General features: G+C 74.9%; 18 protein-coding genes. 8 read left to right on the top strand and 10 right to left on the bottom strand.

Features of this window, described 5'->3' with window-relative positions; all coding sequences use genetic code 11:
- Positions 1-158: 158 nt before the first annotated feature.
- Positions 159-881: a VOC family protein gene (locus tag ACIQ8B_RS08940; protein ID WP_403546271.1), complete on the bottom strand. Its 723-nt coding sequence runs from the start codon at positions 879-881 to the stop codon at positions 159-161.
- A 134-nt stretch (positions 882-1,015) separates the two neighbouring features.
- Here ACIQ8B_RS08940 and ACIQ8B_RS08935 point away from each other — a divergent pair, with 134 nt between their 5' ends.
- The 3 genes from ACIQ8B_RS08935 (at position 1,016) to ACIQ8B_RS08925 (ending at position 3,004) form a co-directional block, all read left to right on the top strand.
- On the top strand, positions 1,016-1,651 hold the full coding sequence (locus ACIQ8B_RS08935; protein WP_403546393.1) for a TetR family transcriptional regulator: 636 nt from the start codon (positions 1,016-1,018) through the stop codon (positions 1,649-1,651).
- A gap of 224 nt (positions 1,652-1,875) precedes the next feature.
- On the top strand, positions 1,876-2,301 hold the full coding sequence (locus ACIQ8B_RS08930; RefSeq protein WP_290001326.1) for a pyridoxamine 5'-phosphate oxidase family protein: 426 nt from the start codon (positions 1,876-1,878) through the stop codon (positions 2,299-2,301).
- A gap of 37 nt (positions 2,302-2,338) precedes the next feature.
- The gene (locus ACIQ8B_RS08925; RefSeq protein ID WP_290001331.1) at positions 2,339-3,004 is read left to right on the top strand and encodes a pyridoxal 5'-phosphate synthase; all 666 of its coding nucleotides are present in this window, start codon (positions 2,339-2,341) and stop codon (positions 3,002-3,004) included.
- A 79-nt stretch (positions 3,005-3,083) separates the two neighbouring features.
- Here the strand turns inward: ACIQ8B_RS08925 and ACIQ8B_RS08920 are convergent, their stop codons facing one another.
- Complete coding sequence (locus ACIQ8B_RS08920) at positions 3,084-3,686, bottom strand: GNAT family N-acetyltransferase (protein ID WP_403546270.1); 603 nt, start codon at positions 3,684-3,686, stop codon at positions 3,084-3,086.
- Between the two features lie 106 nt (positions 3,687-3,792).
- Here ACIQ8B_RS08920 and ACIQ8B_RS08915 point away from each other — a divergent pair, with 106 nt between their 5' ends.
- A complete protein-coding gene (locus ACIQ8B_RS08915) occupies positions 3,793-4,992 on the top strand; it encodes a flavin-containing monooxygenase (protein ID WP_403546269.1) in 1,200 nt (399 codons plus the stop codon).
- Positions 4,993-5,031: 39 nt separating this feature from the next.
- Here the strand turns inward: ACIQ8B_RS08915 and ACIQ8B_RS08910 are convergent, their stop codons facing one another.
- Positions 5,032-6,357 carry an MFS transporter gene (locus tag ACIQ8B_RS08910; RefSeq protein ID WP_290001338.1) on the bottom strand — a complete coding sequence of 442 codons (1,326 nt, stop codon included), beginning with the start codon at positions 6,355-6,357 and terminating at the stop codon, positions 5,032-5,034.
- Positions 6,358-6,429: 72 nt separating this feature from the next.
- Between ACIQ8B_RS08910 and ACIQ8B_RS08905 the strand changes: the two genes are divergently transcribed.
- Positions 6,430-7,467, top strand: a complete 1,038-nt coding sequence (locus tag ACIQ8B_RS08905) for a GlxA family transcriptional regulator (protein ID WP_403546268.1) — start codon at positions 6,430-6,432, stop codon at positions 7,465-7,467.
- A gap of 424 nt (positions 7,468-7,891) precedes the next feature.
- Here the strand turns inward: ACIQ8B_RS08905 and ACIQ8B_RS08900 are convergent, their stop codons facing one another.
- The 3 genes from ACIQ8B_RS08900 to ACIQ8B_RS08890 all read right to left on the bottom strand — a co-directional run bounded on the left by ACIQ8B_RS08900 (position 7,892) and on the right by ACIQ8B_RS08890 (position 9,909).
- Entirely contained in the window at positions 7,892-8,359 is a 468-nt protein-coding gene (locus ACIQ8B_RS08900; RefSeq protein WP_403546267.1) for an ATP-binding protein, read from the bottom strand.
- A gap of 482 nt (positions 8,360-8,841) precedes the next feature.
- Positions 8,842-9,354, bottom strand: a complete 513-nt coding sequence (locus ACIQ8B_RS08895; RefSeq protein WP_403546266.1) for an EF-hand domain-containing protein — start codon at positions 9,352-9,354, stop codon at positions 8,842-8,844.
- Positions 9,355-9,528: 174 nt separating this feature from the next.
- The gene (locus ACIQ8B_RS08890; RefSeq protein ID WP_106413738.1) at positions 9,529-9,909 is read right to left on the bottom strand and encodes an STAS domain-containing protein; all 381 of its coding nucleotides are present in this window, start codon (positions 9,907-9,909) and stop codon (positions 9,529-9,531) included.
- 359 nt (positions 9,910-10,268) lie between these two features.
- Here ACIQ8B_RS08890 and ACIQ8B_RS08885 point away from each other — a divergent pair, with 359 nt between their 5' ends.
- Both ACIQ8B_RS08885 and ACIQ8B_RS08880 read left to right on the top strand, forming a co-directional pair.
- The gene (locus ACIQ8B_RS08885) at positions 10,269-10,850 is read left to right on the top strand and encodes a sigma-70 family RNA polymerase sigma factor (protein WP_106413737.1); all 582 of its coding nucleotides are present in this window, start codon (positions 10,269-10,271) and stop codon (positions 10,848-10,850) included.
- Complete coding sequence (locus ACIQ8B_RS08880; protein WP_403546265.1) at positions 10,847-12,022, top strand: maleylpyruvate isomerase N-terminal domain-containing protein; 1,176 nt, start codon at positions 10,847-10,849, stop codon at positions 12,020-12,022. Before ACIQ8B_RS08885 ends, ACIQ8B_RS08880 begins: the two co-directional genes overlap by 4 nt.
- Before the next feature lie 52 nt (positions 12,023-12,074).
- Here the strand turns inward: ACIQ8B_RS08880 and purU are convergent, their stop codons facing one another.
- Positions 12,075-12,956 (bottom strand): formyltetrahydrofolate deformylase, encoded by an 882-nt coding sequence (gene purU, locus ACIQ8B_RS08875; protein WP_403546264.1) that lies wholly within the window; start codon positions 12,954-12,956, stop codon positions 12,075-12,077.
- A gap of 46 nt (positions 12,957-13,002) precedes the next feature.
- On the bottom strand, positions 13,003-13,449 hold the full coding sequence (locus ACIQ8B_RS08870) for a hypothetical protein (protein ID WP_106413734.1): 447 nt from the start codon (positions 13,447-13,449) through the stop codon (positions 13,003-13,005).
- A 172-nt stretch (positions 13,450-13,621) separates the two neighbouring features.
- Between ACIQ8B_RS08870 and ACIQ8B_RS08865 the strand changes: the two genes are divergently transcribed.
- Positions 13,622-14,929, top strand: a complete 1,308-nt coding sequence (locus ACIQ8B_RS08865) for an ABC transporter substrate-binding protein (RefSeq protein WP_290001348.1) — start codon at positions 13,622-13,624, stop codon at positions 14,927-14,929.
- A 29-nt stretch (positions 14,930-14,958) separates the two neighbouring features.
- Here the strand turns inward: ACIQ8B_RS08865 and ACIQ8B_RS08860 are convergent, their stop codons facing one another.
- Together ACIQ8B_RS08860 and ACIQ8B_RS08855 are read right to left on the bottom strand one after the other, a co-directional pair.
- Complete coding sequence (locus tag ACIQ8B_RS08860; protein ID WP_403546263.1) at positions 14,959-16,707, bottom strand: hypothetical protein; 1,749 nt, start codon at positions 16,705-16,707, stop codon at positions 14,959-14,961.
- A 189-nt stretch (positions 16,708-16,896) separates the two neighbouring features.
- A complete protein-coding gene (locus tag ACIQ8B_RS08855) occupies positions 16,897-18,282 on the bottom strand; it encodes a transcriptional regulator (RefSeq protein ID WP_290001354.1) in 1,386 nt (461 codons plus the stop codon).
- Positions 18,283-18,368 lie beyond the last annotated feature (86 nt).

The raw sequence follows: 18,368 nt of genomic DNA, 5'->3' as shown, positions 1-18,368 counted from the left end.
CCACCGCACCGCCGTGGCGGCACGCACCCCGATTCTTCCTGTCCGGGCCCCCTGGTGCGAACCGGCCGACAAATCGGGTGTCCAGGTTGACCTATGAATCGAACGGACGGCCGGGCGGTGTACGGGAGACGGACCGCGACGGCGCACCGAGCGTACGGTCAGGGGCGCAGCAGCGCGAAGGACGCCCCCTGATCGTCGGTGACGACGGCCGCCGTCCCGTACGAGGTCTCGAAGGGCGGCACCTGCGTCCGGCCGCCGAGCCGGGTCACCTTCTCCAGGGCGGGCTCCAGTTCCCGCACCGCGAAGTGGACGAGGAGGTGCGGCGGCATCTCGGGGGCGAAGACCTCGGAGACCGGCGCGCGCCCGAAGTCGGGGTCGGCGTCCGCGCCGAACAGGGCCTCGTGGAAGAGGTCGCCGTAGAAGGCGTTCGCCGTCTGCGTGTCCCGTGCGTAGAGCTGGACCCAGGCGAAGGCGCCCGGCTCGTGGCGGCGTCCGAAGCCGGCCGCGGTCCCGGACTCCCACAGCGAGAACACCGCGCCCTCGGGGTCGGTGACGAGCGCGGTGCGGCCGAGGTCGCCGAACGGCGCCGGGGGTGCGACCACCTGTCCGCCGGCCGCCCGGATCCGCGCGCAGAGCGCGTCGGCGTCCGGGGTGAAGAAGGACACCGTCCACACCGTCGGCAGCCGCCCGTCCGTCTTGTGCGCGAGGGAGGCGACGGGGCCGCCGTCCTTCAGCGCCCGGACCGTCCCGGTGGGCCGGCCCTCGAAGGTCCAGCCGAACAGCTCACCGTAGAACCGCTTGCCCGCCTCCAGATCGGGCAGTTGCGCGTCCACCCAGCACGGGGTGCCCTCCGTGTACTCCGATGCCCTGTTTTCGGCCATGCCGACAACGTAGCCGTGCCGTCCGCACGCCGCCGACCAGGCACACCAGGATCGCGAAGCCTTCGCACCCCATTTGCAGTCGGCCGAATCGCGCTCCCCCACCCCGTCGGTAAGCTGACGGCATGACAGGACAAGTGCGTACCGTCGACGGCCGCGTGGCCGGCCGGCGTGGGCAGGAGACCCGGCAGAAGCTGCTCGACTGCCTCAGCGAGATGCTCAGCTCGTCCCCGTACCGGGATGTCAAGGTCATCGACGTCGCCCGCCGCGCAGGGACCTCGCCGGCCACCTTCTACCAGTACTTCCCGGACGTCGAGGGCGCCGTCCTGGAGCTCGCCGAGACCATGGCCGCGGAGAGCGGCTCCCTGGGCGAGCTGACCGAGGGCCGCTCCTGGAGCGGGCGGGCCGGCTGGCAGACGGCGCAGGAACTGGTCGACGGCTTCCTGGAGTTCTGGCGGCGCAACGACGCGATCCTGCGCGTGGTGGACCTGGGCGCCGCCGAGGGGGATAAACGTTTCTCCAAGATCCGTCTGAAGGTCCTCAGCGCGGTGGAGACCCCGCTCGCCGAGTCCGTCTCCGCGCTCCAGGCGAAGGGGCGGATCGACAAGGACGTCAGCCCCGGCGCGGTCGCCGGGTCCCTGGTCGCCATGCTGGCGGCCGTGGCCTCGCACCAGAAAGGTTTCTCCTCGCGGAGCGTCAAGCAGGCCGAGATCAAGCCGAACCTGGCGCTGCTGGTGCACCTGGGGGTCACCGGACGCAAGCCCGCCAAGTAGCCGCGCCCGCGGCCCGCACCCCGCACGCGACCTCGCCGTTTCCTGTCATCCGGGCGGCGGTTCACTCCGGTGGACCGCCGCCTGTCGCGTCCCGCGGGGCCGTCCGGTTCCGATGGTCGGGACACGACGCACGGAACACGTCCCCGCCCGGCCGGCGTTGTACCGCCCGGCCGCAGGCCGCCCGGGCGCACGCCCCGACCGCAGACGCCGCTGGAGGAACCGCCATGGCCCTGACCCGTGAAGAACGCGAACAGTTCCTGTCCGAACCGCGTGTGGCCGCGTTCGCGGTGGACGCGGGCGAGGGCCGCGCCCCGCTGACCGTGCCGATCTGGTACCAGTACGCGCCCGGCGAGGACGTGTGGATCCTCACCGGCCTGCACTCCCGCAAGAACCGGCTGCTGCGGGCGGCGGGGCGCTTCTCCCTCCTGGTGGAGCGCGTCGAGCCGACCCTCCGCTACGTCTCCGTCGAGGGCCCGGTCGTCGACACCTCCCCCGCGACGGTCGAGAAGCTGCGGGAGATCTCCGCGCGCTACCTGCCGGCCGAGAAGGTCGAGGGGTACGTCGACTTCGCGTGGAAGAACCACGGCGAGCAGGTCGTCGTGCGGATGCGGCCGGAACGGTGGGTGTCGTCCGACCTCGGGTCCGTCTGAGGCGGCCGCCGGGCCTCCGGGGGCCGACAATCGCCCCATGGAACCCGACCTCCACGCACTGCTGCGGTCCCTGCGGGTGTGGGACCCGGCCGTCACCGACCTGCGTCCCTTCGATCCGGAGCAAGCCCCCGCCGAGCCGCTGCCGCTGTTCGCGCGGTGGCTGGCGCAGGCCGCGGCGGCCGGCCAGCCCGAGCCGCACACCATGTCCCTGGCCACGGCGGACGCGGCGGGCCTGCCGGACGTACGGATCGTGATGCTGCACGGCGCGGACGAGGACGGCTGGTCGTTCGCCACGCACGCGCACAGCCGCAAGGGCGGGCACCTCGCGGCCCGCCCGTACGCGGCCCTCGCCTTCTACTGGCCGGTCCTGGGCCGCCAGGTCCGGGTACGGGGCCCCGTGTCGGTCGCCCCGCCCGAGGAGGCCCGGGCGGACCTGCGCGCCCGCTCCACCGGCGCCCTGGCCGCGGCCCTGACCGGCCGCCAGAGCGCGGTGCTCCCCTCCCCGGAGGACCTCACCCGCGCCTCCGAAGCCGCCTGGGCCCGGGCCCGCCGGGCCCCGGACACCCCGGCCCCCTCCTGGACCCTCTACCGCCTCACCCCGGACGAGACGGAGTTCTTCCAGGGCGACCCCCACCGCCGCCACGTCCGCCTGCGGTACCGCCGCGAGAAGGAGGGCTGGGTCAAGGAGCTGCTCTGGCCGTGAGCGGGCCGGGGGGTTCCGGGGCCGGGGCGCCGGAGCGCGGGCCGGTCCGATCGGCCCGGGCCCGCGCGGCCCGGCCGCCTCAGGGACCCGGCGGAACCGCGTCCGTGGTGAGGCGGGCGTGGAGGTGGGCGTCCCGGTAGGCGTCGTGGCGGCCGGCGGCGAACATCGCGCCGCGGAGTGTGCCCTCCGGGAGGAAGCCGCAGCGTTCCGCGATGCGGCAGGAGGCCGCGTGGCCGACGGCGTGTTCCAGTTCCAGGCGGTGCAGGCCGCCGTCGGTCAGCGCCCACTCCGCGGCGAGCAGCAGCGCGCGGGTGGCCACGCCCCGGCCGCGCGCCTCGGACAGCACCCAGTAGCCGACGCGGCCACAGCGCAGCACCGGGCGGATCTCGGTGACGCCGATGTGGCCCAGCGCCGTACCGCTGTCCGCGTCGGCGACGTGGAAGGAGACGCCCGCGCCGTCCGCGGTCTGCGCGGCGCGGGCGCACAGCGCCTCACGGGCGCCGGCGAGGTCGGTGACCGGGCGGAGCGGGGTGTTCCAGCGCCGGAACTCCGGGTCGGTGATGCCGCGCAGCCAGGTCTCGGCGTCGGCGGCGGACTCCGGGTCCCAGGGGCGCAGGAACAGACCGTGGCCGCGGAGTCCGGACGGCGGGCGGAGCCGGGCGCGTGGGTGCGAAGAGACCATGAGGGCATTCAAACCCGCGATCGCGGTGGAATCATGTGATCATTCCGCAACCAATTCCGGTCTTGACCGAGACCCATCAAGCAGCTGCCGGATTACGCTCGCGGTCATGGCCGACTCCACCACGTCCGCGCAGCCCACCGCGCCCCGCCGGGCGGACCGCCCCGTCCACGTCATCGGCGGCGGCCCCGGCGGACTGTCCGTCGCGTACGCCCTGCGCGCCCGCGGGGTGCGGGCCGTCGTCCTGGAGCGTTCCGAGCGGGTCGGCGACTCCTGGCGCCGCCACTACGACCGGCTGCACCTGCACACCACCCGGCGGCGGTCGGCGCTGCCCGGCCTGCCGATGCCCCGCCGCTTCGGACGCTGGCCGTCCCGCGACGACGTGGTCCGCTACCTGGAGAAGTACGCCGAGCACCACCGGCTGGAGATCGTCACCGGTGTCGAGGTGTCCCGCGTCGAGCGCACCCCCGACGGCACCGGCTGGCTGCTGCGCGCCACCGGCGGGCGTGAGCTGACCGGCGCGGCGGTCGTCGTCGCCACCGGCTTCAACCACACCCCGCGCGTCCCCGGCTGGCCCGGCCGGGACACCTACGGCGGGGAGTTCCTGCACGCGTCGCAGTACCGCAACGCCGAGCCGTTCGCGGGGCGGGACGTGCTGGTGGTGGGGGCCGGCAACACGGGCGCCGAGATCGCCGTGGACCTGGTGGAGGGCGGCGCCTCCCGGGTGCGGCTGGCGGTGCGCACCCCGCCGCACATCGTGCGCCGCTCGACCGCGGGCTGGCCCGCGCAGTACTCCGCGATCCTGGTGCGCCGGCTGCCGGTGGGCCTGGTCGACCGGATCAGCCGGCTCCAGGCGCGGATCGCGCTGCCGGACCTGTCCGAGCACGGCCTGCCCCGCCCGGAGGCCGGGCTCTACTCCCGCGTCCTGGAGGGCGCCATCCCGGTGCAGGACGTCGGTCTGGTCGACGCCGTGCGCAAGGGCAGGGTGGAGGTGGTCGCCGCCGTGAAGGGCTTCGAGGACGACGAGGTGCTGCTGGCCGACGGCGAGCGCGTCGCCCCGGACGCGGTGATCGCGGCCACGGGCTACGAACGCGGTCTGGAGGGCCTGGTCGGCGGCCTCGGCGTGCTGGACGACCGGGGCAGGCCCGTGGTCCACGGCGCCCGCACCCCGGCCGGCGCCCCGGACCTGTACTTCACCGGCTTCACCAACCCGATCAGCGGCAACCTCAGGGAGATGGCCCTGGACGCCCAGCGCATAGCCCGGGCGGTCGCCCGCAGCGGCAAGGCGTCCCGGCTGCCGGGCGCCTGACCCCACGGACGCGCCGCCCCCGGACCGCGGGCGTGCGGTTCAGTCCACCGCCTCCACGGCCACCGCGTCCGGGCGGTCCGCCGGCCGCTCGCGGATCACCAGCGCCAACAGCGCCGCCGCCGCGCACAGCGCCCCCGACCCGAGCCAGACCACGTCGTACGTGCCGAACGCGTCCCGCGCGAGACCGCCGACGAAGGCGACCACCGCCGCACCCACCTGGTGGGACGCCAGGACCCAGCCGAACACGACGGGGCTGTCGTCGCCGTAGTGCTCCCGGCACAGCGCGAGCGTGGGCGGCACGGTGGCGACCCAGTCGAGGCCGTAGAAGACGATGAACAGCAGCATCGGCGGGTGCACCGAGGGCGCGAGCAGCAGGGGCAGGAAGAGCAGGGAGACGCCCCGCAGCGCGTAGTAGACGGCGAGCAGCCGGCGCGCGTCGAAACGGTCGGTGAACCAGCCGGACGCCACCGTGCCGACCACGTCGAAGACGCCGATGACGGCCAGCAGGGACGCGGCGGTGGTGACGGGCATGCCGTGGTCGTGCGAGGCGGGCACGAAGTGGGTCTGGATCAGCCCGTTGGTGGAGGCCCCGCAGATCGCGAACGTGCCGGCGAGCAGCCAGAACGGGCCCGTGCGGGCGGCCGAGGCGAGCACCGTCAGCGTGCGCCGGGCGGCCCCGGGCACGGGCGCCGGCCTGGGCACGAACTCCTTCGCCCCGTACGGTTTCTGTCCCACGTCGGCGGGGTGGTCGTGCAGCAGCAGCCAGACGAACGGCACCACCGCGAGCGCGGCGAGCGCCACCGTCACCGCCGCGGGCCGCCAGGAGTACCGGTCGACGATCCATGACAGCAGCGGCAGGAAGATCAGCTGCCCGGAGGCGGACGCGGCGGTGAGGATGCCGCTGACCAGGCCGCGCCGCTCGGTGAACCAGCGGTGGGTGACGGTGGCGGCGAAGGCCAGCGCCATGGAGCCGGAGCCGAGGCCCACCAGCAGGCCCCAGCAGAGCATCAGCTGCCAGGCGGCGGTCATCCACACGGTGGTGCCGGACCCCACCGCGATCACGGTCAGGGCGACCGCGACGACCCGGCGGATGCCGTAGCGGTCCATCAGCGCCGCCGCGAACGGGGCGGTGAGGCCGTACAGCGCCAGGTTGACGGAGACCGCGGCGCCGATGGTGCCGCGCGACCAGCCGAACTCGTCGTTCAACGGGTCGATGAACAGCCCCGGCACGGCGCGGAAGGCGGCGGCGCCGATGATCGTCACGAAGGTGACGGCGGCGACGAACCAGGCCCGGTGCACCCGGAGGCGGTTCGGCTTGCGGCCGCTCGCGGGCGGCCCGGCGGCGGTCCTGCTGGTCGTGGTCACGCGGTACAGCTTCGGGGAGGCATGTCCCCTTCAACGAGTGGCCCGAAGGACAGCGTTCGCTAGGATCGGGCCATGCCTCTGGACACGGCCGGACTCCCGTCCTCCCCCGCCGGCCGCCGGCCCCACCGCGTGGTCGTGCTCGCCCTCGACGGGCTGCTGCCGTTCGAGCTGGGCATCCCGCACCGTGTGTTCGGCCGCCCCCGGGACGAGCACGGGCGCCCGCTGTACGAGGTGCTCACCTGCTCGGTCCGGCCGCCCGGCCCGGTCGAGACGGACGCCGACTTCACCGTCCACGTCCCCCACGGCCCGGAGGCCCTGGCCGGCGCCGACACCGTGATCGTCCCCGCCTGCCACGAGCGGGGCCCGGTCTTCGAGCGGGGCGAGCTGACGGACGAACTGGCCGACGCCCTCGGCCGCGTCCCGCCGACCGCCCGCATCGCCTCCATCTGCACCGGGGTGTACGTCCTCGCCGCCGCCGGCCGGCTCGACGGGCGCCGCGCCACCACCCACTGGGCCGACGCGGAGCGGCTGCAGCGGCTGTTCCCCCGGATCGACGTCGACCCGGACGTGCTGTTCGTGGACGACGGCGACATCCTCACCTCGGCGGGCGTGGCGGCCGGGATCGACCTGTGCCTGCACATGGTGCGGTGCGACCACGGCGCCGCCGTCGCCAACGACGTGGCCCGGCGCACGGTGGTGCCGCCGTACCGGGACGGCGGGCAGGCGCAGTACATCCAGCGGCCGGTGCCCGACCCGCAGCAGGCGTCCACCAGCGGCGCCCGCGCCTGGGCGCTGGGCCGGCTGCACGAGCCGATCCAGCTGCGCGACATGGCCGGGCGGGAGTCGATGTCGGTGCGCACCTTCACCCGCCGCTTCCGGGAGGAGACCGGGGTCAGTCCGGGGCAGTGGCTGACCCGTCAACGGGTGGAGCGGGCGCGGTACTTGCTGGAGTCGACCGATCTGACCGTGGACCAGGTGGCGCGGGACGCGGGCTTCGGCACGGCCCAGTCCCTGCGGGCCCGCCTCCAGGCGGCCCTCGGCGTGACGCCCACGGCCTACCGCCGCACGTTCCGCGCGGAACGCGGGGAGGCGGCAGCGGCCGGGAGCTGACAGCCGCCCCGAGTCCCGCCGGGCGCCCGTGGACCGTCCACAGCCTGTGGACAGGCCCTCGGCGGTGCGGCGCCGCTCGCCCCGAGCGCGACAGCCCCGCACCGCCCTTCTTCTCCGGCTCTCCCGCCAGGTCCCCCACCCCCGGGAGCACGCGCCGGATCACGACCCACACTCGCCGAGGACTCCCGTCGCGGGGCCCTCGCCGTCCCCTCGCGGCGAATCGCTGACGACCAGGGTGATCACCCGGTCACGGCGCGTCAACACCGTCCAGCCGGACGGCGGGCGGATTGCGGCAATCGCCCGTTTCGCCGCCTCGGCGCACGGGAGCACGCCCGGCGCACCGGATCACGCGCGGCGCCGCGCCGCCGTCCCCCTGTGCGCCCGTCCCTCCCCGAAGGCGCGGCAACCGTACGGCGGGTGGTGCTCAGACCGCCCCGTACGCCAGCCCGTCGTACGTCACGACGCCGCTGCCGCAGGAGGCGCGGGCGGCGCCGGACGCCCGGCCGCAGCGGTCGAGTTCGCACCAGATGCGCTTGCCGGTGCCCTCGGTGCTCCAGCCCCAGCGGTCGGCGAGCCCGTCGACGAGGGCGAGTCCGCGTCCGCCGGTCGCCTCGCCGCCCACGCAGCGCGGCACCGGCGCCCGGTCGCTGCGGTCGGCGACCTCCAGGCGGACGGTGACCTCCCCGGTCGCGTCGGCCCCGGGCAGCGAGAGTCTGAGGACGGCCGGACAGCCGGTGTGCACGACGGCGTTGGTGACCAGCTCGGAGACGAGCAGGATCAGCGTCTCGGCCAGCGGTTCGTCGGCCCCTATGCCGGCTCCGGCCAGCCGCGAGCGGGCCCAGCGCCGGGCTCGCCCCACCTCAGCGGGGTCGGGCCGGATCTCCAGCTGCACTTGAAGCACCTGCACCGCTCACACCATCCGAACCGGCGGACACTTGGACTCGCGCCTCACGAGGGCCACGATCCTAGCCATTCCCTGCATGGCCAGAACAACGGCCGGGACAGGGATCACGGACCGTGATTCCCTTGTGGGCCAGCATGGTTGACGTTCCGTCACCGCAACAAGCGCTTCGGGCATATTCCAGCGCGAAGGAGTACCCGTGCGGCATACTGTGCGACGCTCGCCACGGGGAGTCGAACGGAGCGCCGCGAACGGCCCGCCCGCCCCGCGAGCGGGCCGCGGGCACGGGCCGGCCGGCCGCCGCCCCGAGGGCGGCCCGGCCGCGGTGCGCTCATGACGACTCGCATCCCGCACACGGTACCGGAGCCGCGCTCCGACTGCGGGCCGTGACGGAGGAACGCACCGGGCCGAGCCGGCCCCGACGCTCCGTGATCAGGGCAATGCCACGATCGGTGACACGGACGCGCGGCGCGTCAGCCGGGGACGGTGAAGTAGCGGGCGAACGCGGAGACGATCTCCTCCTCGCCGATCCGGCCGTCCCCGTCCGTGTCCAGCTTCGCGGCGGCCTCCCCGGCGAGCTCCCCGTCGACGCCCAGCACCTGGAGCACGCGCGCGGTGTCCGCCACGCCGACGGCGCCGTCCGGGGTGGCGCCGGCGACGGCGAGCGCCGCGTGCAGGAAGGGGCGGGCGATCCCGGCGAACCGCTCCGGGTTGTCCCGCAGCCGCTTGAGCGCGCCGTTCACGAACTCCTCGCGGGTGATGCGCTGGTCGCCGTCCCGGTCGGCGATGCCGGCCATGCCCTGCCAGAACGCCTCGGCCCCGGCGTACAGGGCCTGGCCCCGGTCGGAGCGGGCCGCCGTGTCGAATGCGGCGAGCAGCGCCTTGGCCGCCGCGTTGAAGTCCTCGCGGTCGATGTAACCGTTGCCGTCCTGGTCGAAGCCGGCGAAGCGGGCCGCGATCCTGCGCTCGTACTCGCTGGTGACCATGTCTTTTCTCAGGCCGCCTTAGGTCGGAGGGTCGTCTCGCTGGGAGCGTACGCGGTGCGGGGGCGCGGGGGAGCCGGAAAGGGGGCTCGCACCAGGACCGGGGGAACACCGGGACACACGTGTGACACGTGTCAGGGGGCCGTCACGCGCTCGGGCGGGGGAGCGTGCACGGGGTCAGGCCGGGAGCGGGCGGGCGTCCTCGTCGACGGCGGACGGCACGTCCGGGTGGATCTCGAACAGGCGGCGCACCCCGAGGGCGCCGAGCACCTTGTTGACGTGGCTGCCGTCGGCGGCGCCGCGCGCGGGCAGGATCAGCCGCAGCCGGCCCTGGCAGGAACGCAGCAGCCGGCGGGAGGCTATGAGCACGCCCACCCCGCTGGAGTCGCAGAACCACACCTCGGAGAGGTCGAGGACGAGCCGGTGCCGCCCCTCGGCCACGGCGTCGTGCACCCGCTGCCGCAGCACCGGGGACGTCGCCAGGTCCAGCTCGCCGGAGACCCGGAGGACGGCCCATGCGCCGTTCTCCTGGCCGGTCACTGTGAAGGTCACCACCACGCCCCTCGCTCGCCGAACGGAAGCAATGCCTACGCTTCCTTGCTGCGCGGCTGCCCACCGGCCGTTCCCCGAAACGCGGCCCCAAAAACGGTTACCGAACAGAGAAGGCTGGTAATAGTCGCAATCGATCCGATTCGATCGGTTCCGATCGCCCTCTGGTGGGGCAGACATGAGGCGCACACCGTGCGACCTGCGCGGGCGGTCCTCTACCACGGAAGCCCCCGTGAGGGGCGCACTTTGCTGCAAAGGGGCGCGCATGCGCCCCCATGGCGACTACATTCGTGGCATCGCCGGTCACGCACCGGCCCGGGCACCGACCACCCCGGGGCCCGGGGGACGAACAGGGGGTGAGGGGCCGCATGCCGAAGAGGGACGTACCGCCCCGCTGGGACCGCACGATGCAGCAGCGGCTCGCCCGCGGGGAGGCCGCCGCCCTCGGCGAGCTCTACGACCGCTTCGCCTCCCTGGTGCACGGCCTCGCCCATCGCGTCCTCGGCGACGAACACGCGGCCGACACCGTCACCCGCGACGTCTTCGCCCACGTCTGGCAGCACCCCGACTCCTACGACCCCCGGCAGGGCCCGCTGCGCAGCTGGCTCGCCGCCCTGACCAACCGGCTGGCCGTACAGCGGCTGCGCACCACCGAGACCGCCGCGCTCGCCCTGGGCGGCCCCGGCACCACCGAGGACCTGGAGCGCAAGGTCCGGCACGCCACGGTCGCCGCCCGCGCCGACTACATCGTCCAGTCCATGCCCGCCCCGCTGCGGGCCGCGCTGGAACTGGCCTACTTCCAGCGCCGGGACTACCGCCGGACCGCCGCCGCCCTCGGCGTCACCGACGAGGAGGCCCGCCGCCGGCTGCGCCTCGGCCTCCAGTTGCTGGCCACCGCCCACGACACCGGGACGCCGGGCGCGCCGCCCGGAATCGGAGGGGCCGCGTGAACGGGCGCCCCGGGCCGTACGACGGCCGCGCGCCCCTCGCCCCCGGGCCGGACGGCCCGCCCCCGGGCCCGGAGCACCATGTGCTGAAGTCACTGCTGGGCGCCTGGGCCCTGGCCGCCTGCGCGCCCGCCGAGGCCCAGGCCGTCGAGGCGCACCTCGGCGTCTGCGGGCCCTGCGCGGACGAGGCGCTGCGGCTGCGCGAGGCGGTCGGCCTGCTCCAGCGCCCCGAGAGCCTCGACCTCGACCCGGCGCTGCGCGCCCGCGTCCTGGAGACCTGCCTGGAGCGGCGCCCGCCGCGCGTCCCGGTCCCCGAGTGGGCCGCCGCCTACGACGCCGAGACGGCCCGGCTCGACGCGCTGCTCCAGGACTTCGGGGACAACGAGTGGCACGCCCCGGTGCGGCTGCGCTGGTACGAGGGCGACGAGGCGAGCAGCCGCCGCACCACCGTCGCCGGGGCCATCGCCCACCTGCTGACCGTCGACGGACTGGTCGCGGTCGCCCTGGGCCTGGAGGACCCGCTCGGCGACGTCCGGCCCGAGCGCCCCACCCCCTCGGACCGCACGGAGGCCTACTGGCGGGCCGCCCGCTTCCCGCCCACCCGGGCCGTCCGCGGCCCCTGGCGGGAACAGAGCCACCGGCTGATCCGCACGGTCTCCTTCACCGGCAGCGGCACCGGCCGCATGACCGTCCCCTACGGCGACTACGCGCTGCCGCTGCACGACGCCATGCTGGACCGGGCCTTCGAGTGCTGGGTGCACGCGGAGGACATCGCCGAGGCGGTGGACTACCCCTACGACCCGCCCTCCGGGCAGCACCTGCACGACATGGTGGACCTCGCGGCCCGGATGCTGCCCCTGGTGCTGGAGCACCGCCGGCGCCACGGGCTGGCCGCGCCCGTGGAACGCCGCCTGGTCGCGGCCGGGGAGCCGGGACGCAGCCTGCGGCTGGAGATCGAGGGGTCCGGCGGCGGGGAGTGGCTGATCCCGCTGGACTCGCCGGCGGCGAAGGGGTCCGCCGAACACGAAGTGGCTCATGTCGCCCTGGACGGGGCGGAGTTCTGCCGGCTGGCGGCGGGGCATCTGCCGCCGCCTGAGGCGGCGGCCGGGCAGGAGGGGGACCGCGAGGCGATCAGGGACGTGCTGCTGGCCGCGGCGAGCATGAGCAGGATGTAGCGCACCCGCGGGTGCGTCGAGGGCCGCCGGCGGAACCGGGGCGACCCGCCCTCTAGGCGAAGACGACCGTCCTGCGGCCGTTCAGCAGAATCCTCCGCTCCGCATGCCACTTCACCGCCCGCGCCAGCGCCTGGCACTCCACGTCCCGCCCGACGGCGACCAGTTGGTCGGGGGTGACGTCGTGCGACACCCGCTCGACCTCCTGCTCGATGATCGGCCCCTCGTCGAGATCGGCGGTGACGTAGTGCGCCGTCGCACCGATCAGCTTCACGCCCCGCGCGTGCGCCTGGTGATACGGCTTCGCGCCCTTGAAGCTCGGCAGGAAGGAGTGGTGGATGTTGATGATCCGCCCCGAGAGCTGCTTGCACAGGTCGTCGGAGAGCACCTGCATGTAGCGGGCGAGGACGACGAGCTCGACGTCCTCCTCGCGCACGATCTCCAGCAGCCGCGCCTCCGCCTCCGGCTTGGTGTCCCTGGTCACCGGGATGTGGTGGAAGGGGACGTTGTAGGAGGCCACCAGCTCGGCGAAGTCGGTGTGGTTGGACACCACTCCGGCGATCTCCACGGGCAGCGCACCGGTCCGCGCCCGGAACAGCAGGTCGTTCAGGCAGTGCCCGAACCTGCTGACCATCAGCAGGATGCGCGTCTTCTCGTCGGCCCGGTTGATCTGCCACTCCATCTGGAAGGAGTCGCCGATCGCCGCGAAGCTCGCCCGCAGCTTGTCCACCGTGACCGGGGCCTCGGCGGAGAAGTGGACGCGCATGAAGAACAGACCCGTGTCGTGGTCGCCGAACTGCTGGCTGTCCTCGATGTTGCAGCCGGTCATGAACAGGTAGCTGGACACGGCGTGCACGATGCCCTGCTTGTCGGGGCAGAACAGGGTGAGGACGTACTGGTCGGCCGGGGCCGCGGCTCGGGTGGACTGCTCGCTCATGGGAAAAGGGTCGCACACACGGACCGGCGTCCGGCCGGTCGTCCCGCTACGCGGAACGGGTCAGGATGCGCAGCACCTCGAGCGTGCTGGGCGGCGCGTCCGGGTCGTCGCCGTCGCTCGCCGCCATCCGTACGTGCGCGTCGCGCGCCGCGCGCACCGCCTCCGGCCAGCCCTCGTGCTCCAGGTACGCGGCGACCGGGGCGTCCGGGCCGACCTGGTGCATGATCCGCAGCACGCGCAGCACGGCGGTGTCGACGAGCGCGGCCTCCTGGGAGTCGCGGAAGATCGTGCCGACGTACTTCTCCGCGGACCAGTTGTCCAGCCAGGTGTCCTCGACCAGCCGGTACACGGCGTCGGTGACGTCCCCGTAGCCGGGGACCCCGGCCAGCCAGACGTCCCGCTGGAAGACGGGGTCGGAGAGCATGTGCAGCGCGGAGCGCACATTGCTGCGCCAGCGCCACCACGGCATGTCGTTGAGCGGCATGCCGCCCATGGTGGAGGAGCGACGGCCGCGACGGGAAGAGTTCTCCGAACCTTGCACGGTCGTCGATCGTACGTTTCCACCTCGTACGCGCCGGACGGACCCCCGCAATTCACCTCCGCGTCACCCCTCGTCGACCGAGCGTCACGTCACGGTTAGCCGTGTGAGGGAAGGGTGCGGGGGCATGACCGGCAGGCGACGCACCCCCCGCACCGTCCTCCCCCGCCCCCTCGTCCGGCCCGCCCGCGCCGGCGTCCTGGCCGCGGGCGCGCTGGCGGCGTGCACCGCGCTGGTCGCCGGCTGCGGGGTCGTCCCCGGCGTCACGGGGGGCTCCGGGGACGACACGATCACCGTGATGACGTGGGCGCCCGAGGGCACCGGCGCCACCAACAAACCCGGCATGCCCGCGTTCGCCGAGGCCTACGGCCGCTGGGTGAACGCCCGCGGCGGCCTCAACGGCCGCACGCTGAAGGTGCTGACCTGCAACGAACGCGACGACGCGGTGGCCGCGGCGCGCTGCGCCCGGCGCGCGGTGGCGGAGAACGCCGTCGCCGTGGTCGGCTCCTACAGCCAGCACGGCGACGCCTTCCTGCCCACGCTGGAGGCCGCCGGCATCCCGTACATCGGCGGCTACGGCATCACCCACGACGAGTTCACCAGCCCGCTGTCCTACCCCGTGAACGGCGGGCAGCCCGCCTTGCTCGCCGGGCTCGGCCGCACCCTCGCCGACGTGTGCGGGCCGGTCGCCCTGGTCCGGCCGGACACCATCGCGGGCGACCAGCTCCCGCCGCTGCTGAACTCCGGCCTCACGGCGGGCGGCCACGACCCGGCCGGCGACCTGCGCGCCGCCGAGGCCGCGACCTCCTACGGCGACGCCGCCGAGCGGGCGCTGGAGCACGCCGCCACCGACACCGGGGAGAAGGGCTGCGTGGTGCCGGCGCTCGGCGACCGCACCGGCACCTTCATGGACTCCTTCCGGCGGGCCCGCGGCGAGCGCCCCGAGGTGCGCACCGCGACCGTGCTGGGCAGCGTCGACCAGACGGTGCTGGACGCCTCCGGCGGGGCGTCGGGGCCGTACGAGGGGGCGTACGTCACCGGCTGGTACCCGGAGGCGGGGGACGCGCGCTGGGACCCGATGAAGGAGGTCGTCCGGGCGGAGGCGTTCGGCGACAACCGGATCGACCCGGCGGACGCCGGGGTGCAGACGACGTGGATCGCCTACACCGTGTTCCGCCAGGCCGTGGAGTCGCTCGGGGACGGGGAGGTCAGCGCGGACGCCGTGACCGGCGCGCTGGACGGCGGTCTGAAGGTCACCACCGGCAACCTCACCCCCACCCTGCGCTGGACGTTCCAGGACGTCCTCGCCGCGGTCGGCCTCCCCCGCCTGGTCAACGCGAACGTCACCCTCCAGGTGGTCGAGCGGGGCCGCCTCGTCTCAGCCGCGGACGGCTTCACGGACGTGACGTCCGCCTTGAAGGAAGCAGCCCTGTAGGAGCGCCCGCCCTCGGGCGGACCCACCCCTCACAACTGCGTGGGCGTCCGCTCGGTCAGCCCGTACTGCCGGGCGATCCCGTTCCACAGCTTCGCGGCCTTCTTCTTCTGCTCGGTGGCGGTCCCACTCGCACGGTTCCCCGCCTCGGTCTCCCCCGTGCTGCGCGCCTGCCCCTTCTTGCAGCCCTTCTTGCCCTTGGTCTGGTCCGCCCAGCGCGCGTAGTGGTCGTCGGCCGAGGCGGACGCCTTCCACGCCTCCCGCAGCGCCTCGGTCAGCGCCTCGTGCTGGGGCAGCTTGTCCACGGGGAGCTGGGACAGGTCGGTCACCAGCTGGTTCCGCTGCTTGGCGGCCTCCCGCAGGTCGGAGGCGGCCTTGCCGAGGTCGCGGCACGCCTTCACGTCCTCCACCGCGCTGATCACGGTGCTGCGGCTGTCGCCGCTGTGCGCCAGCAGCTTGTCCAGCTCGACGGCCTGCTCGCGGGCCGGGTCGACGGTCGGCGAGGGTGAGGCCTCCACGCTCGCGGGCGCGGTGGCGGAGACCGGCTGGTTCGTGCCGCCGCCGTCGTCCTTGCCGCCGCTGCCGAGCAGGGCGCCCGCGCCGACGCCGACGACGGCGAGGCCGACGCCGACCGCGGCGATCAGCGGCCAGCGGGGGCCGCCGTTGCCGCCGCCACCGCCGCGTCCGCCGCGTCCGCCGTGGCCCCCGCGGCCCGCGCCGGGCGGGGCGGGCGGGGTGCGGTCGGTCCGGGCGGGAGGGCCGTGGTCCACGCGCGGCATCTGCTGGGTGGTGCCCGCCGCGCCGTCGTCGTTGCGGAAGAGGTTGTCGAACTCGGCGGGCGGCTGCCGGCCGGCGTCACCGGGCGCGGCGCCGTACGGCTGCGGCGGCCCCTGGTCGGTGACCGGGGCGATGAACTGGGTGGGCTCGGCGTCCGGGGTGCCGGGCCGCGGAAACGGCCCCGGGCCGGCCGGCTGCTGGGCGATGCCGAGGCCGCGGGTGGCCTCCGCGTCGTGCGCGGCGGGCATCTCGGGCGGCAGCGCGCCCGGGGCGACCGGGGGTATGTACTGGGTCGCGCCCTCGTCGGCTCCGCCCGCCGGGACCGGAGGTATGTACTGGGTCGCGCCCTCGTCGGCTCCGCCCGCCGGGACCGGGGGGATGAGCTGCGTGGCGCCCTCGTCCGCGCCGGGCGCGGGCGGCGGCAGCGGGGCGCCGTGGGCGGGCGGGTAGCCGTACCCGCCGCCGGGGGCGCCGTAGCCGTGCTGCGGAGGCAGCGGGCCGCCCGCGGCGTGCCCGCCGTACGCGGCGGCGCCCGAGGCGGCCTGGCCGTAGCCGTCGGTGCCGGTGTGGCCGTAGCCGGGGCCCTGCTGCCCGGCGGGCGCGCCGCCCCAGCCGTAGGCGCCGTGCCCGCCGTGCGCGGGCGGGTAGCCGCCCTGGGGCGGGGCGCCCTCGGGCGGCAGCGGGCCGGGGCCGCCCTGCGGCCGGCTTCCGGCGTCCCAGGAGGGCGGCTGCTGCTGCCACTGCCCGTCGTCCGCGGACGGCCACCCCTGGCCCGCGGAGGGGGCGGCGGCCTGCTGGTCGGGGCCCCAGGAGGTTCCCCAGGTCCGGCCGCCGGGCGGCGCCGAGGCGGGGAACCCGCCGGCGGACGGACCGCCCGTGCCGCCGGGCGCGACCGGACCGGACGTCAGGCCCGGCAGCAGGGGCTCACCACCGTCCGAGGGCAGCACGATGCCTTCGCGCGCGGGGGGCGCCGAGGGATCCTCGCCCTGTCCACTCTGCGTCACCGGGACTCCTACCAATGGGGGACCTTGTGAATCGTCGGCTCACGCTACCGGGTCCCCGGAGCCCCGTGCCACGCAGCACAGAACCCGGCCTCCTGCCCTGTGAGCGCGGTAACAAAACCTGGTCACCACACGCTGATCACGTCCCCTCCGTCCCGCCCGCCTCCCGTGCCGCACGCGGTGTCGCGAACGTCACGCCGCCGTCTGGAGCCCCATCCGCGCCCCGAACTCCCGTACCACCGGCTCCTCCCGGTACGGCTCGAGGCGCTGCTGGAGGTCCTCCAGATACTCCGCGCCCCGGTTGGAGCGCAGCTTGCCGAGCAGTTCGGCCGCCTTCAGGCCCGTGGCACAGGCCTGTTCGATCTCGCGCTGCTGCACCTGCGCGGTGGCGAGCAGCACATGGCCGATGGCCCGGCGCCGCGCACGTGCGGGCGGGTGGCCGTCCAGCGACTCCTGCGCGCACCGCGCGGCGGCCTCCGCCTGGCCGAGGTCGCGGTGGCAGTGCGCCAACTCGTCGGCCAGGTACGCCTCGTCGAAGTGCGCGATCCACGGCGGGTCGTCGCCCGAGCCCGGGTCGGCGGCCTCCAGGGCGCTCACGGCACGCCCCGCCGCGGTGTGCGCGGCCTGGGCGTCGCCCATCAGCGCGTGCCCGCGGGCCTCGGCCGCGAGGAACATCGCCTCGGCGCGGGGTGTCACGCGCCCCCGCGTTCCTTCCTGCGCCGCGCGCGCCAACTGGGCGATCTCGCGCGGGTTTCCGAGCTGGGCGGCGAGGTGGCTCATGGACGCGGCGAGCACGTACCCGCCGTAGCCGCGGTCCCCGGCGGCCTGCGCGAGCCGCAGCGCCTGGATGTAGTACCGCTGGGCCAGGCCCGGTTGGCCGGTGTCGACGGCCATGTACCCGGCCAGTTCGGTCAGTCGGGCGACGGCGGCGAACAGGTCGCGCCCCACCGCCTCGCGGTACGACCCCGCCAGCATCCCCGAGACCACGCTGTTGAGGTAGTGCACCGCGACCGGGCGGACGTGCCCGCTGCCGTACTGGTGGTCCAGCGCGACCAGCGCCTCCGTCATGGACCGCACCGCCGCCACGTCCGACTGGCCCACGCGCGGCCCGGTGGAGCGCGCGACCTGGCCGTCGGGCGCGGAGATCAGCCAGTCCCGGCTGGGCTCCACCAGCGCGGAGGCGGCGACGGACGACCCGGACAGGAAGTCCCGCCGCCCCACGTCGCTGCGCCACAGCTCGCAGACCTGCTCGATGGCGCCCAGTACCGTCGGCGAGAACTGGAGGCCGACCCCCGACGCGAGGTTCTTGCCGTTGGCCATGCCGATCTCGTCGATCGTCACCGTGCGGCCCAGCTTGCGGCCCAGCGCCTCCGCGATGACGGCCGGCGCCCGGCCCCGCGGCTGCTGTCCGCGCAGCCAGCGGGCCACCGACGTCTTGTCGTAGCGCAGGTCGAGGCCGTGCTCCGCACCGCACATGTTGACCCTGCGGGCCAGTCCGGCGTTGGAGCATCCGGCTTCCTGGATGAGCGCCTGCAGCCGTTCGTTCGGCTGCCGGGCGACGAGCGGCCTTGCGGCCATGGCGTACCCCCTGAGGCTGCGGTGCCTGCCCACGCACCGGGTTGACGTGTCTTCCGCGGCCGTACGTCTCACGTCGTCCCGGCGAG

Source organism: Streptomyces sp. NPDC096105 (genome assembly GCF_044763335.1).
Classification (GTDB): Bacteria; Actinomycetota; Actinomycetes; order Streptomycetales; family Streptomycetaceae; genus Streptomyces.
Note: the sequence above shows the minus strand (reverse complement) of the source record. Positions and strands in the feature narration are given on the sequence as shown.